Annotated in this window: 10 protein-coding genes, 3 tRNA genes and 3 rRNA genes; 4 read left to right on the top strand and 12 right to left on the bottom strand. The window is 36.9% G+C overall.

Translation table 11 applies throughout. From position 1 onward, the window contains the following. Positions 1-79: 79 nt before the first annotated feature. Both nagA and nagB read right to left on the bottom strand, forming a co-directional pair. Positions 80-1,228, bottom strand: coding sequence for an N-acetylglucosamine-6-phosphate deacetylase (gene nagA / locus AB8B23_RS00915; RefSeq protein ID WP_369713039.1), 1,149 nt, complete (start codon positions 1,226-1,228; stop codon positions 80-82). 15 nt (positions 1,229-1,243) lie between these two features. After that, a complete protein-coding gene (nagB, locus tag AB8B23_RS00910) occupies positions 1,244-2,077 on the bottom strand; it encodes a glucosamine-6-phosphate deaminase (protein ID WP_369713038.1) in 834 nt (277 codons plus the stop codon). 206 nt (positions 2,078-2,283) lie between these two features. On the opposite strand from nagB, the gene AB8B23_RS00905 reads away from it, so the two are divergent. Further along, the gene (locus AB8B23_RS00905) at positions 2,284-3,489 is read left to right on the top strand and encodes a dTDP-glucose 4,6-dehydratase (RefSeq protein WP_369713037.1); all 1,206 of its coding nucleotides are present in this window, start codon (positions 2,284-2,286) and stop codon (positions 3,487-3,489) included. A gap of 30 nt (positions 3,490-3,519) precedes the next feature. Continuing rightward, positions 3,520-4,095: a dTDP-4-dehydrorhamnose 3,5-epimerase gene (rfbC, locus tag AB8B23_RS00900; RefSeq protein WP_369713036.1), complete on the top strand. Its 576-nt coding sequence runs from the start codon at positions 3,520-3,522 to the stop codon at positions 4,093-4,095. Positions 4,096-4,210: 115 nt separating this feature from the next. Here rfbC and AB8B23_RS00895 read toward each other — a convergent pair whose 3' ends face one another. The 4 genes from AB8B23_RS00895 to AB8B23_RS00880 form a co-directional block, all read right to left on the bottom strand. Next, positions 4,211-4,390, bottom strand: coding sequence for a hypothetical protein (locus AB8B23_RS00895; protein ID WP_299574051.1), 180 nt, complete (start codon positions 4,388-4,390; stop codon positions 4,211-4,213). A 26-nt stretch (positions 4,391-4,416) separates the two neighbouring features. Further along, positions 4,417-5,445, bottom strand: coding sequence for a glycoside hydrolase family 16 protein (locus AB8B23_RS00890; RefSeq protein ID WP_369713034.1), 1,029 nt, complete (start codon positions 5,443-5,445; stop codon positions 4,417-4,419). A 512-nt stretch (positions 5,446-5,957) separates the two neighbouring features. Then, entirely contained in the window at positions 5,958-6,191 is a 234-nt protein-coding gene (locus tag AB8B23_RS00885) for a hypothetical protein (RefSeq protein WP_021744576.1), read from the bottom strand. A gap of 197 nt (positions 6,192-6,388) precedes the next feature. Beyond that, the gene (locus AB8B23_RS00880; RefSeq protein ID WP_369713033.1) at positions 6,389-7,222 is read right to left on the bottom strand and encodes a glycosyltransferase family 2 protein; all 834 of its coding nucleotides are present in this window, start codon (positions 7,220-7,222) and stop codon (positions 6,389-6,391) included. Between the two features lie 920 nt (positions 7,223-8,142). Between AB8B23_RS00880 and AB8B23_RS00875 the strand changes: the two genes are divergently transcribed. Both AB8B23_RS00875 and AB8B23_RS00870 read left to right on the top strand, forming a co-directional pair. Continuing rightward, positions 8,143-8,427: a hypothetical protein gene (locus tag AB8B23_RS00875; RefSeq protein WP_369713032.1), complete on the top strand. Its 285-nt coding sequence runs from the start codon at positions 8,143-8,145 to the stop codon at positions 8,425-8,427. A 450-nt stretch (positions 8,428-8,877) separates the two neighbouring features. Continuing rightward, on the top strand, positions 8,878-9,012 hold the full coding sequence (locus AB8B23_RS00870) for a hypothetical protein (protein WP_021745040.1): 135 nt from the start codon (positions 8,878-8,880) through the stop codon (positions 9,010-9,012). 21 nt (positions 9,013-9,033) lie between these two features. Here AB8B23_RS00870 and AB8B23_RS00865 read toward each other — a convergent pair. The 6 genes from AB8B23_RS00865 to AB8B23_RS00840 form a co-directional block, all read right to left on the bottom strand. Further along, positions 9,034-9,110, bottom strand: a tRNA-Asn gene (locus AB8B23_RS00865). Positions 9,111-9,122: 12 nt separating this feature from the next. After that, positions 9,123-9,235, bottom strand: a 5S ribosomal RNA gene (gene rrf / locus AB8B23_RS00860). A gap of 63 nt (positions 9,236-9,298) precedes the next feature. After that, positions 9,299-12,202: ribosomal RNA gene (locus tag AB8B23_RS00855) — 23S ribosomal RNA — on the bottom strand. 75 nt (positions 12,203-12,277) lie between these two features. Next, positions 12,278-12,353, bottom strand: a tRNA-Ala gene (locus AB8B23_RS00850). A gap of 11 nt (positions 12,354-12,364) precedes the next feature. Next, positions 12,365-12,441, bottom strand: a tRNA-Ile gene (locus tag AB8B23_RS00845). Positions 12,442-12,479: 38 nt separating this feature from the next. Beyond that, a 16S ribosomal RNA gene (locus tag AB8B23_RS00840) occupies positions 12,480-13,991 on the bottom strand. Together the 16S, 23S and 5S rRNA genes with 3 tRNA genes alongside form the textbook arrangement of a ribosomal RNA operon. Positions 13,992-14,232: the final 241 nt, after the last annotated feature.

The raw sequence follows: 14,232 nt of genomic DNA, 5'->3' as shown, positions 1-14,232 counted from the left end.
ACAAACAGTTTATCATAAAACGAAAAAAATAACAACATCTCCAAAATTCATTTCAATATTGAATCATTAAAAATTTCAATTAATAATTTGTCAATTTTCCTTTACTAATTGTTCCCTTTATATTAAACTTGTCATCAAAATATGTCAAATCTGCAACATACCCTTCCTTTATAAATCCATATTTTTCATCCACAGCTACAGCCTCTGCTGGATAAGAAGTAGCCATTCTAAGTGCTTCTTCTAGAGAAACATGAACTTTCTCTACAAGATTTTTTACTCCATCAATCATAACTAAAGCCGATCCACCTAGCGTCCCTTCTGGCGAAACACATTTACCATCCTTATACAAAACTCTATTTCCTTCAAACATAAATTCTGTCATATTATCAGTTCCAGCAGGACTAACAGCATCTGTCACAAGATAAAGCCGATCTTTCAATATTTTCTTAGCAATTTCCACAGAAGCAAAATCCATGTGAAGCCCATCAACTATTATCCCACAGTTTGTAGTGTCATTATTGAATAAAAATCCTACAACTCCTGGCTCTCTTGAATCCAATGCTCTCATGGCATTATACAAATGCGTAGCACAATTAAAATAGTCTTTCTTTTCCATACATTCTTTATACGTTGCATTCGTATGCCCCACAGCGATATTAATCCCTGCTTTTTTTAATATTTCAAGATGTTCGACTTTAGCCTTTTCAGGTGCAATTGTTATTATTTTTGTAGCTTCAGATCCTGCATTCGCTATTTTTTCTACCATTTCATCAGATAAAACCCTTATATATTCAGGACGATGAATTCCTTTTTTCTCAACACTTATATAAGGTCCTTCTATGTGAAGCCCCAAAACTCCAATTTCTTCCTTATCTTTTATTTCATTCATAAGATTTAGAGCTTTTTCTATTTTCTCATCTGGAGAAGTTATAAGTGTTGGCAAAAACGAAGTACATCCGTATCTCTTATTAGTTTCATTCATTATCTCAAGTGTCTTTCGTGAAATATCATCATTAAACAGCACTCCTCCACATCCATTAATCTGCAAGTCAATAAATCCTGGCGACAAAACCATCCCTTTGGCATCGACCAATTCCTGATTTTCTAATTCTTTTTCATCAATCAATGAAAAATTTGTTACTTTCTTTATAAATTTTCCTTCCAAAACAACGGTGTCTTCCTCAATAAACTTTTCTCCATCAAATATCTTTGCATTCTTTATAATCATTTCAATAATTCCTCTCTATTTTGCTAATTCTATTAAATATTTTTTATATTCTTCCAAATTCAAATTTTTTGCCTCAATTTCCTTAAAATATCTGTACGTTTTAACTTTTATATCCGAAGCTGCCATTTCATCAATTACTAATACAGCCCTTCTATGCAGCTGCAAAGCAGAAATTGTCCAAAGATGATTTACTCCGCCTTCTACGCCATGATAAACTGCACGAGCCTTTTTGTAACCATTTGCAAGAATCATAACTTCCTTTGAATCCATAAGTGTTCCTACACCTATTGTTAATGCCCATTTTGGTACTTTTTCAATATCATTGTCAAAAAATCTAGAATTTGCCAAGATTGTATCATAAGTCAGATCCTTGTCACGTGTGTGTGATGAAAGCGATGAACCTGGCTCATTAAATGCAATATGTCCGTCTTCTCCAACTCCACCTAGAAATAACTGTATTCCACCTGCTGCCTTTATTTTGTTCTCATAATCTTCACATTCTTTTTCCAAATCCTCGGCACATCCATTCAGAATATTTATATTTTCTTTTTTTATATCAATATATTTAAAAAAGTTTTCGTTCATAAAATAATGATAACTTTGTGGATCTTCTGGTTTCAATCCCACATATTCATCCATATTAAAAGTTACAATATTTTCAAATGATAATATTTTTTCATTGTATAAATTTATCAATTCCTTATAAGTTGCAAGCGGTGTAGAACCCGTAGGAAGTCCTAATACAAAAGGCTTTTCTTTTGTAGGATTAAATTTTAATATTTTCTTAGCTATCTGATATGCACTCCATTTTGCAACTTCATCAGCATTTTTCAAAATAATTACACGCATTCAATTCACTTCCCTTAATAATTTTAAAAATTTAAATTTCTATTAAAACAAATCTATTACTATTATATAACCTTTTTCAATTATGTCAAGCATATTTTCAAACTTAATAATTTTGTTTGGAAAAAACTAAAAAAAATTGTATAATTTAACTGATGTTATTAATATAGAAAACTATATGTAAATAAATAAATTAATTAGGAGGAAATATGAAAACATATTTAGTGACAGGTGCCGCAGGCTTTATCGGTGCCAATTATTTAAAATATATTTTAAATAAATATAAAAATGATGAAATTAAGGTAATTGTCGTAGACGTGCTAACTTATGCTGGAAATTTAGGTACAATTGCTGAAGAAATTAAAGATAAAAGAGTAAAATTTGAAAAAGTTGATATTCGTGACCAAAAGGAAATTGCGAGAATTTTTTCTGAAAATGAAATTGACTTTGTTGTAAACTTTGCAGCTGAATCACACGTTGATCGTTCTATTGAAAATCCGCAGATATTTTTAGAAACAAACATTCTTGGTACGCAAAATCTTTTGGAAAATGCTAAAAAAGCATGGACTGTTTCAAAAGATGAAAATGGATATCCAGTTTACAGAGAAGGTGTAAAATATTTACAAGTTTCCACAGACGAAGTTTACGGAAGTCTTTCAAAAGATTATGACACAGCGATTGACTTGGTAATTGATGATGAAGAAGTGAAAAAAGTTGTAAAAAATAGAACGAATTTAAAAACTTACGGAAAAAATTTCTTCACAGAAAAAACTTCACTTGACCCAAGAAGCCCATATTCAGCTTCCAAAGCGAGTGCCGACCACATCGTAATTGCCTACGGTGAAACTTACAAAATGCCAATAAATATTACAAGATGTTCAAACAACTACGGACCTTACCATTTCCCAGAAAAATTAATCCCACTTATGATTAAAAACGTACTGGAAGGTAAAAAGTTGCCAGTTTACGGAAAAGGGGACAATGTAAGGGATTGGCTTTACGTAGAAGATCACTGTAAAGGAATCGACTTAGTTTTAAGAAATGCCAATATTTACGAAATTTACAATATTGGTGGTTTTAACGAAGAACAAAATATTAATATTGTAAAACTGGTTATCGACATTTTAAAAGAAGAAATTGAAAATAATGACGAATATAAAAAAGTTCTAAAAACTGACTTGCAAAATATAAATTATGATTTGATTACTTATGTTCAAGATAGACTTGGACACGATATGAGATATGCTATTGACCCTTCTAAAATTGCAAGGGATTTAGGATGGTATCCAGAAACAGATTTTGAAACAGGTATCAGAAAAACTGTAAAATGGTACTTGGAACATCAGGAATGGGTAAACGAAGTAGTCTCAGGAGATTATCAAAAATATTACGAAGAAATGTACGGAAATAAATAATCAAATTTATATAAAAAAAGGAGCAAATTAATGAACAATTTTACAATAAAAGAAACCCCAATAAAAGATTTAGTAATAATCGAGCCAAAAGTTTTTGGAGATGAAAGAGGATTTTTTATGGAAACTTACAACCAAAAATCCTTTGAGGAATTAGGACTTACCATGAACTTCGTCCAAGACAATCACTCAAAATCCAAAAAAGGGGTTTTACGTGGACTTCACTTCCAGACAAAACACACTCAAGGAAAATTAGTACGAGTAATAAAAGGAAGTGTCTACGATGTGGCAGTTGATTTAAGAAAAGGAAGCGAAACTTTTGGAAAATGGTACGCAGTAAAATTATCTGCTGAAAACAAATTAATATTCTACGTTCCAGAAGGCTTTGCACATGGATTTCTAACACTTGAAGATGAAACAGAATTTGTTTACAGATGTACAGATTTATATGCTCCAGAATACGACAGCGGACTTTTATGGAGCGACAAAACTTTAAATATCGACTGGAAATTTGAAGAATTTGGAATAAATCTCGATGAACTAACAATTTCTGAAAAAGACAAAGTTCAGCAGAAATTTGATGAAAACAAAAATTATTTTGAACAATAAAAAAAACACTCTAAAATTAGCTATTTCTTGTTGAGATAGCTTTTTTTTTACAAAAAAGACAGAAAAAACTTCTTTTCAAAAGCCTTCCTGCCTAAATCACTTCTATTTACTCTACTTAATAATACACTCGTTGTTTTCTTATACAACTATATCCCCAAGGAGTTGGATCACAATATTTAGCTCTCTCCGCCTTAACTTCTTTCCAAAGTGCTATATCACGTGCACTGCACCCAACAACACTTAATCCAAATAAAACCACTACCAAAATCCTAACTAATTTTTTCATGTCAGTCACTCTCCTACAACATTTTTTATTGATTTTTATTTTTTCTGATAAACCCTTACATAATCAACTTTCATTTCTGTCGGAAAATCCACATCCCCATCTTCACCAGTAATTTTACTTAACGCAACATTTATTATTATAAAGTAAGGCTGATTAAATGGATTCTGTAGCCCTTTCCTTTCAAGTTCCTTGTAAGAGAATTTTTTATATACTTTATTATTAAATAACCATTTTATTTCTTTGTCATCCCATTCTACTGCATAAGTATTAAAGTTAGTCAATTTTTCTCTAGGCCATTTACTTAGCTTATAATCATCTCCATCAAACGTTTCATATGTGTTATCGCTCTTCAGTACGTGAAGCGTTCCAGTCGCACGTCTCATATCGTTTCCATACGTTTCCACTATATCTATTTCCCCAATAGCTGGTCCTCCTGACGCTTGAGAATATCCCGCAGGCCACATCCAAAACGCAGGCCAAGTTCCTACACCTTCTGGCATAGCCGCCCTCATTTCAATTTTTCCATATTGAATATTGTAAGTATTTCTCGTATGTACTGCCCCTGAACTGTAAAGAATTCGTCTCTCTGTTCCATTTACATTAACCTTTTTATTAGTCTCCTTTTTCAATTTAATAACCATATTCCCATTTTCAATTTTTACATTGTCCTTAAGATAATAGTGCTTTGCATCAAACCCATACTGATTAACTAAGTTTCCATTTTCATCTAGATAATTTCCGGGATTCCATGGGTTTCCATAATCCCAATAATCCCATTTTTTTGTATCTAACTGACTTCCGTTAAATTCATCATACCACACTAATTTCCATTCTTTACCCTTAATTTTTGAAATAAAAGAATTTATTTTATTTTTTTTAGATTTCTTTCTTCCTTCCTCTTTTACAATTTCGATGTTTTCAGTCTTTCTACTAATATCTTGCATTTCCTTTTCTCTAACTTCCATCCTACCTTCATTTTTTACTCCAATATTTTCTTCTCCTGCTGCAAACACAGTATTTCCTATTATTATCAGCAGAATTGCTCCCAAAAACATTTTTTTCATATGTCATATTCTCCTTTTTAAATTATACTCAAATCTTCCATTAAATAATTCTTATGCAAAGTTATATACCTAAATATTTTATACTAATTTAAAAGGAAAATCAATTAGAAAACTTTTCTTAAAAATAGATAATTTCATTAAAATAACCTTATTTTTTATACATATCTCTCCTCGACTAAACATTAACTGATAATAAATACTAAAATTCCTAAAAAAATCTTTTCTAAAACATGTCTTAAAACTCTAAAATCAGTAATATTTTTAATGATTGTCAAATAAAATACTCATAATCAGTTGAAACATTGCTGTCATATCTACTACAATATAAAGAAAAAGCATAGAAGAAGCACGCAAAGAAAATATGAAATCTCAAAGAATTAATGGAATAAAAAACATACATTTCCTAAAACTAAAACAGGACATCCAGGCAAATATTTCCAATGCTGTCCTTCGGATTGCCTGCAGTAGTACGCCCTGTAGAGATTTTCCTAAACATTTTGGTTCACTGAAAACTATGTTTTCACGTTTTTATAAATGACACGATAAAGATACTCTTTATAAGTTCTCTTTTTGAAGCAGAGAAACTTCTTATTTTTCATAATCCTATAGCCACGATAATACAAAATCATAATTACAAGCCTGTTAGACACAGGCAACTTTTGCAGATATCCATATCTTAAATGTTCAACCCTGTATGCTTTATTCAAAAGTTCCATCATTTTATCAAAGGAATTTTTTAATACCAAAAATTCTCTGATATTTTTTTATTTCTTTAATATTATTTATCATTTTTATTACCAGTATTATTATCCCCTAATATTATTCTTTAAACAGTATTATCGAATTAGGTCAATTTTATAAACTTTAAAATATTTGATTTTGATTATTTCCAAATATATTCTATTTTATTTCATATAAATACAAAAATAATTTCTATAATAATTTATTTTTTATATTTTTTCATACATTCTCTATTTTTCTCTTTTCTCTCCTTATCAAAAAACCATCCCCACTTATTAAAATATTTTATAGCTGAATTCACATGCAGGAGCATCATTTTCCGTGACTTATAAGATGCCTTACCATGCTCATGAATTATCTCCGCCTCTGGATAAAAAACAGTCCTATACTTCTTTCCAACCCGCCTACACAAATCATAATCTTCCATATACATAAAATATCTCTTATCAAACCCACCAATTTCCTTCAAAACATCTGTTCGTACAAAAATAAAACACCCCGACAAAATCGGAACATCGATTATTTCCTTATAATCATACCATTTCATTTCATAATCATAATCCAATTTCTTAACAACCGATTTTAATGGTAAAAATCTTCTAAATATCAAATTCACAGGCGATGGCAACAATCTACAAGATTTTGTCACTTTTCCATCAGTTCCATATATTTTTGGCCCAATCTGCCCAATATTTTTATTCTCCCTCATATATTCTACAATTTTCTCAATAGTATTTTCCTCAAAAAAAACATCAGCATTTACCATCAAATGAAACTCTGATTTTGTGTCTTCTGAACCCAGTCTCTTAATCACAACATTATGCCCTGCTCCAAATCCACCATTTGAATTATTAAAAATATACTCAATTCTATCATCTAAAAATTCTTCTACAAACTTTCTTAATTCATCCTTTTCAGAATTATCTGAAATCCACAGTTTAAATCTAAGTTCTATCTTCTGAAAACAACATATAATCTTCTTTAACTCTTCCTGCTTCGTATTATAAGTAACAATACAAGCTGTAAAATCATACATAATCTAACCTCTATCCACATTTTTTATTAAAAAAATTATACTATTTTTCCCATAATCAAACAACTAAATTTTTACATATCGTACTTCTCTTATCTTAATTTTACCATTTCATTTTTTATAAATCCATTAGTATTAATAAAAATTCTTTAAACCATTATAAATCAATCTATAACAGTTAGAAATTAGACATAAATTCTCTATCTATATTTACACTTGATAACACAATAATAAATCGTATAAAAAATAAAAGTAACATTTTCTAACTAGTATGTAATCAAAATTCATGAAATACCCCTATCCAAATATAAAATAACATAAAAACATTCAAAAGTTATATAAAATTGTATATATAATAAAACCTATTTAAAACTGAACTATTTTATCAAACAAAACAGAAATAACCGTTTCTTTTATGAAAGGTCTCCTGTATCCTTCTTGAACTTTATCCAGCCATACAATATGCTGGAACTTATATTGAATTGAAATAACGTTTTTGTCTTTCCATTCTCAAAATAAAAATTTAAAATTCTTTTTCTGTAATTTTTTTGTATGCTGTAATATTATTATACCATATTTCTAGGACGTTTTTATATAAGTTTTGCTATAAATCACGACAAACACATGAAAAAAATCTGAAAAAAGAGATATAATATTACTGATGAAAGAAACTGATAAAAATGTCAGAAGATAGTCAAAATCTAAAAGAATTTTACTCAAATATAGAACAAGCGATAAACTTCAAAAATAAAATACAAGTTAAGTGACATTGTTGTAATTATTATTTTTGCTATACTTACAAATATTGAAAATTAAAGAATTTGAGAAATTGTATCTTAAAGCATTAAAAAGATACTTGGAGTTCCTTCACATGACTATTCAAAGAGTCATGCTACAATAGGCTTGAAATTATAGAAGTTTTTTTGACAAAATGGATGGAACTAAAAATTTCTGGGAAAGATAAAAAAATAAGAAGGATATTGAACATTAACGGGAATTTATCAAACAGGATGAAAAATAAAAACAATAGTTCATTAGATATAGCATCTACATATTCAAAAGAAGATGGGATATGCTATTCACAAGTAGCAACTGAAGGAAAAGAAAATGAGATAGAAGCGATATTACGCCTGCTTGATAAAATCTCAATAAAAGAATGCATAGCTACAATAGGAACTCAAAAAGAAATCATAAGAAAGATAGAGTAGAAGATGGGCATTTCTCTCTTCAAGTAAAAGGTAATCAGAATACTTCAAAAAAAGAAGCTATAATTACAAAGGATACAGAAAAAAATAAAGAACGAAAGAAAATATAGCCGGAAGAGAGAAAACAAGGGAATATTACTATACAAAAGAAATAAGGAATTGAAAGAAGTAGGGGAGATAGGTGTATCAATTTTAACCACGGAAGTAGACGGAAAAAACAGAAACAGAGAAGATACTAGATAATCAATATAACAGGAGGAGTAGAGGAATTTGTAAGAGCAGTAATAGTGAAGCCAATATAAAATGACCTAAAAATATAATAGTATTACGATATATGAAAAAGGTTATGGAAAAACAAAAACATCATTTCAATTCAACATAAATTCCAGAACATTGTATGGATAGATAAAATTTAAGAAAAAGACAGAAGATTTTTCATTAAGAAAATAGACATTGAACAAAAATGCAGCATATTTTAAGGAAATTAGCAATATCGACACTGGAACTGTCATTCAGAAAGAAATTTATCAGAAGGATAAAGATATATATTTGAAGGGAAGAGCAGATAAGAGATATAAATCAAACTGAATTCCTTTTTGAACAAAAAAATGGCGTCCCCGGTTGGACTTGAACCAACGACCCTCTGATTAACAGTCAGATGCTCTAACCAGCTGAGCTACGGAGACGCAAAGAAAAAAGTTTGGCAACTTCCTATTTTCCCGGGACGAATCCAAGTATCGTAGGCGCAGGCAGACTTAACTGCCGGGTTCGAAATGTGACCGGGTGTATCCCTGCCGCTATGATCACCAAACTATGTAAGATTAAATTGTATGAACTAAGACAATGAGAAATAAATAGTAGAAGTAAAAGACTACCTAAAAAGCATATGTAATATTAGTACCAGTCAGCTAAACGCATTACTACGCTTACACCTCTGGCCTATCGACCATGTGTTCTCCATGGATACTGCGAGTACTCATCTCAAAGCCGGCTTCCCGCTTAGATGCTTTCAGCGGTTATCCGTTCCAGACGTGACTACTCAGCCGTGCCACTGGCGTGACAACTGATACATCAGAGGTCTGTCCAACCCGGTCCTCTCGTACTAAGGTCAGATCTTTTCAGTACTCAAGCGCCTGCAGTGGATAGGGACCGAACTGTCTCACGACGTTCTGAACCCAGCTCGCGTGCCTCTTTAATGGGCGAACAGCCCAACCCTTGGGACCTTCTCCAGCCCCAGGATGAGACGAGCCGACATCGAGGTGCCAAACACTTCCGTCGATATGGACTCTTGGGAAGTATCAGCCTGTTATCCCCGGGGTAGCTTTTATCCGTTGAGCGACGGTCCTTCCATTCGGAACCGCCGGATCACTAACTCCCACTTTCGTGCCTGCTCGACCCGTCAGTCTTGCAGTCAAGCTCCCTTATGCGTTTACACTCTTAGGCTGATTTCCATCCAGCCTGAGGGAACCTTTGAACGCCTCCGTTACTCTTTGGGAGGCGACCGCCCCAGTCAAACTGCCCATCTAGCACTGTCTCCGTTTCCAGATTAGAATTCCGACGGCATATGGTTGGTATTCCAACAGCGACTCTGCCAAGACTGACGCCTTGGCTTCATAGTCTCCCAACTATCCTATACACATGCAGCCAGAACCCAATGCCAAACTACAGTAAAGCTCCACGGGGTCTTTCCGTCCTACTGCAGGTAGCCGGTATCTTCACCGGCATTACAACTTCACCAGGTCTCCAGCCAAGACAGCTCCCAAATCATTTCACCATTCGTGCAGGTCGGAACTTACCCGACAAGGAATTTCGCTACCTTAGGACCGTTATAGTTACGGCCGCCGTTCACCGGGGCTTCAATTTGAGTCTCTCAACCCTCCTCTTAACCTTCCGGCACTGGGCAGGTGTCAGCCCATATACGTCGCCTTTCAGCTTAGCATAGACCTGTGTTTTTGGTAAACAGTTGCTTGGGACTCTTCACTGCGGCCTGTTTCCCCTCAGGGTGTTTCTCCCATCAGGTATATCAGGCACCCCTTCTCCCAAAGTTACGGGGCCATTTTGCAGAGTTCCTTAGCTAGAGTTATCCTGTCGGCCTTAAGTTTCTCACTCTGTCCACCTGTGTCGGTTTACAGTACGGGCGCTGCTTCTCATCGATAGAAGTTTTTCTCGGCAGTGTAGGATCTGCAGCTTATGCAGATGCACTTACCCATCAGGTCTCACATTTAGGCATGCGGATTTTCCTGCATGCCCATGCTACGCCCTTAGAAAGGCTATTCCGTCAGCCTTCCCGCATACCTTCCTGCGTCACTCCGTCTCTCAGGCGATAACAGCGGTACAGGAATATTAACCTGTTTTCCATTCGCCATCACATTTTTGCTTATGCTTAGGTCCCGACTCCCCCAGGGCGGACAAACCTTCCCCTGGAAACCTTGGACTTCCGGCCGGCGGGATTCTCGCCCGCCTTCTCGCTACTCATTCCTGCATTCTCACTTCTGATACCTCCAAGACTGCCTTACGGCGTCTCTTCAACGGCCTACAGAACGCTCTCCTACCAGGCGTAAAAACGCCTCCGCAGCTTCGGTTTATGTCTTAGCCCCGTTACATCTTCGGCGCAGATACTCTCGACCAGTGAGCTGTTACGCACTCTTTCAAGGCATGGCTGCTTCTAAGCCAACCTCCTGGTTGTCTGTGAATATCCACCTCCTTTCCCACTTAGACATAATTAGGGACCTTAGCTGGCGGTCTGGGCTGTTCCCCTCTCGTCCGAGGACCTTGTCATCCACGGACTCACTCCTGACTATTAATATGCGGTATTCGCAGTTTGCTTGATTTCGGTAAGCAATACGCCCCCTAGACCATACAGAGCTCTACCCCCGCATATCTTAATATCAAGGCTGCACCTAAATGCATTTCGGAGAGAACGAGCTATCTCCTAGTTCGATTGGCTTTTCACCCCTAGACCTATCTCATCTCCCAACTTTTCAACGGCGGTGAGTTCGGCCCTCCACTGAGTCTTACCTCAGCTTCAGCCTGGACAGGCCTAGATCACTAGGTTTCGCGTCTATGACTAGCGACTTAATGCCCTATTAAGACTCGGTTTCCCTTCGGCTCCACTTTATTAACCTTGCCACTAATCATAACTCGCAGGATGATTAACCAAAATCCACGCAGTCACACATAAAGTGCTCCTACCGTTTGTAAGCACACGGTTTCAAATTCTATTTCACTCCCTTGCTCAGGGTTCTTTTCACCTTTCCCTCACGGTACTCTTCACTATCGGTCAACAGTAGTATTTAGCCTTGCGTGATATGGTCCACGCTGATTCACGCCAGATTCCTCGTGCCTGACGCTACTCGGGTGCTTCCGGTCACAGCATATGTTTTATGTTCTACAGGACTATCACCTTCTTTGGTCCAGCTTCCCAGCTGGTTCCACTTACACACATGCAGCTTAAACATTATGACAATCCGTTAATGGAAGTCCCTCAACCCCGTGCCAGCAACGCTGTCCGCTTGGCACTGACACGGTTTAGGCTCCTCCCTGTTCGCTCGCCGCTACTTAGGGAATCGTTTTTACTTTCTTTTCCTCCCGCTACTTAGATGTTTCAGTTCGCGGACTTACCGTTTTCACACATATCCTTCAGATATGTAGGTTTACCCATTCGGAAATCCAGGGATCAATAATTATGTGCATCTCCTCCTGGCTTATCGCAGCTTATCACGTCCTTCATCGGCTACTGTTGCCTAGGCATCCTCCGTGTGCCCTTATTAGCTTTTTCTCCAGAATAACTTTTACTCTAGTTTTATTGTAATCTTTTACCTACTATTCATTTCTCATTGTCCTATATAAGAGTTGGTGGAGATAAGCGGGTTCGAACCGCTGACCTCTGCCTTGCAAGGGCAGCGCTCTCCCAACTGAGCTATATCCCCAAGACATAATATGGTGGGCATGGCTGGACTCGAACCAGCGACCCCTGCGTTATCAGCACAGTGCTCTAACCACCTGAGCTACACGCCCATAAGATATAAGAAGAAGCTGTGTTTATTTCTCCTTAGAAAGGAGGTGATCCATCCGCACCTTCCGGTACGGATACCTTGTTACGACTTCACCCCAATCACTATCCACACCTTAGATGCCTTCCTCCTTACGGTTGGACCAGCAGCTTCAGGTGCAGACAACTCTCGTGGTGTGACGGGCGGTGTGTACAAGACCCGAGAACGTATTCACCGCAGCATTGCTGATCTGCGATTACTAGCGATTCCAGCTTCATGAAGCCGAGTTGCAGGCTTCAATCCGAACTTGGACCGGCTTTCAAGATTCGCTCAGCGTTGCCGCCTGGCTGCTCTCTGTACCGGCCATTGTAGCACGTGTGTAGCCCAGATCATAAGGGGCATGATGACTTGACGTCATCCCCACCTTCCTCCTGCTCTTCGCAGGCAGTCTCGCTAGAGTCCCCAACTTAATGATGGTAACTAACGATAGGGGTTGCGCTCGTTGCGGGACTTAACCCAACATCTCACGACACGAGCTGTCGACAGCCATGCACCACCTGTCTCTGCGTTCCCAAAGGCACTGCCCGCTCTCACGGGCATTCGCAGGATGTCAAGATCTGGTAAGGTTCCTCGCGTTGCGTCGAATTAAACCACATGCTCCACCGCTTGTGCGGGTCCCCGTCAATTCCTTTGAGTTTCAGCCTTGCGGCCGTACTCCCCAGGCGGATTACTTATCGCATTTGCTTCGGCACGGACACTCTTCATGCCCACACCCAGTAATCATCGTTTACAGCTAGGACTACCAGGGTATCTAATCCTGTTTGCTCCCCTAGCTTTCGCACTTCAGCGTCAGTTGCCGTCCAGTGAACTATCTTCATCATCGGCATTCCTGCACATATCTACGAATTTCACCTCTACTCGTGCAGTTCCGTCCACCTCTCCGGTACTCTAGCCCTGTAGTTTCCGGGGCAAGCCTGCGGTTGAGCCGCAGGTTTTCACCCTAGACTTACAGGGCCGCCTAGATGCCCTTTATGCCCAATAATTCCGGATAACGCTTGCGACATACGTATTACCGCGGCTGCTGGCACGTATTTAGCCGTCGCTTCTTCTGCAGGTACCGTCACTTTCTTCTTCCCTGCTGAAAGCACTTTACAATCCGAAAACCTTCTTCGTGCACACAGAATTGCTGGATCAGGGTTGCCCCCATTGTCCAATATTCCCCACTGCTGCCTCCCGTAGGAGTAAGGGCCGTATCTCAGTCCCCTTGTGGCCGTTCACCCTCTCAGGCCGGCTACCTATCATCGCCTTGGTAGGCCATTACCCCACCAACTAGCTAATAGGACGCAAGGCTCTCCTGCAGCGTCTCCTTTCATCAGGCTTGACATGCGTCAGCCTGACAATACCAGGTCTTATCAGTCGTTTCCATCTGTTATCCCTGTCTGCAGGGTAAGTTCCTTACGCGTTACTCACCCGTCCGCCTTGGCTAGTCTGTGCAAGCACAGCTTCGCCAAAGACTTGCATGTGTTAAGCATTCTGTCAGCGTTCATCCTGAGCCAGGATCAAACTCTTCATTCAATATATCATAAATATATTTTATTTCACCTTAGTTTTGACAAGTTCATATCTTACTCTACTAAAATATATACTCTTGACTTTTATTTTATCTATTACACATTATTGCTTCTTCTATTCTTATTTTCTATTGTCCTGTGATACCTTTTTCGTATCGACAAGATATATATTACCACAATCACTCCCTTTTGTCAACTACTTTTTTTGAATTTTTTCATATTTTTATTCGTAGGTGTATTGTATA

The sequence above is a fragment of the Leptotrichia sp. HSP-342 genome (assembly GCF_041199995.1).
Classification (GTDB): Bacteria; Fusobacteriota; Fusobacteriia; order Fusobacteriales; family Leptotrichiaceae; genus Leptotrichia; species Leptotrichia mesophila.
This window is presented reverse-complemented; position numbering and strand designations above follow the sequence as displayed.

Bases quoted from the DNA above. Each gene is read 5' to 3' on its own strand.
- AB8B23_RS00905 (WP_369713037.1), top strand. From the start codon at position 2,284: ATGAAAACATATTTAGTGACAGGTGCCGCAGGCTTTATCGGTGCCAAT.
- AB8B23_RS00890 (WP_369713034.1), bottom strand. From the start codon at position 5,445: ATGAAAAAAATGTTTTTGGGAGCAATTCTGCTGATAATAATAGGAAAT.
- AB8B23_RS00880 (WP_369713033.1), bottom strand. From the start codon at position 7,222: ATGTATGATTTTACAGCTTGTATTGTTACTTATAATACGAAGCAGGAA.
- nagB (WP_369713038.1), bottom strand. From the start codon at position 2,077: ATGCGTGTAATTATTTTGAAAAATGCTGATGAAGTTGCAAAATGGAGT.
- rfbC (WP_369713036.1), top strand. From the start codon at position 3,520: ATGAACAATTTTACAATAAAAGAAACCCCAATAAAAGATTTAGTAATA.
- nagA (WP_369713039.1), bottom strand. From the start codon at position 1,228: ATGATTATAAAGAATGCAAAGATATTTGATGGAGAAAAGTTTATTGAG.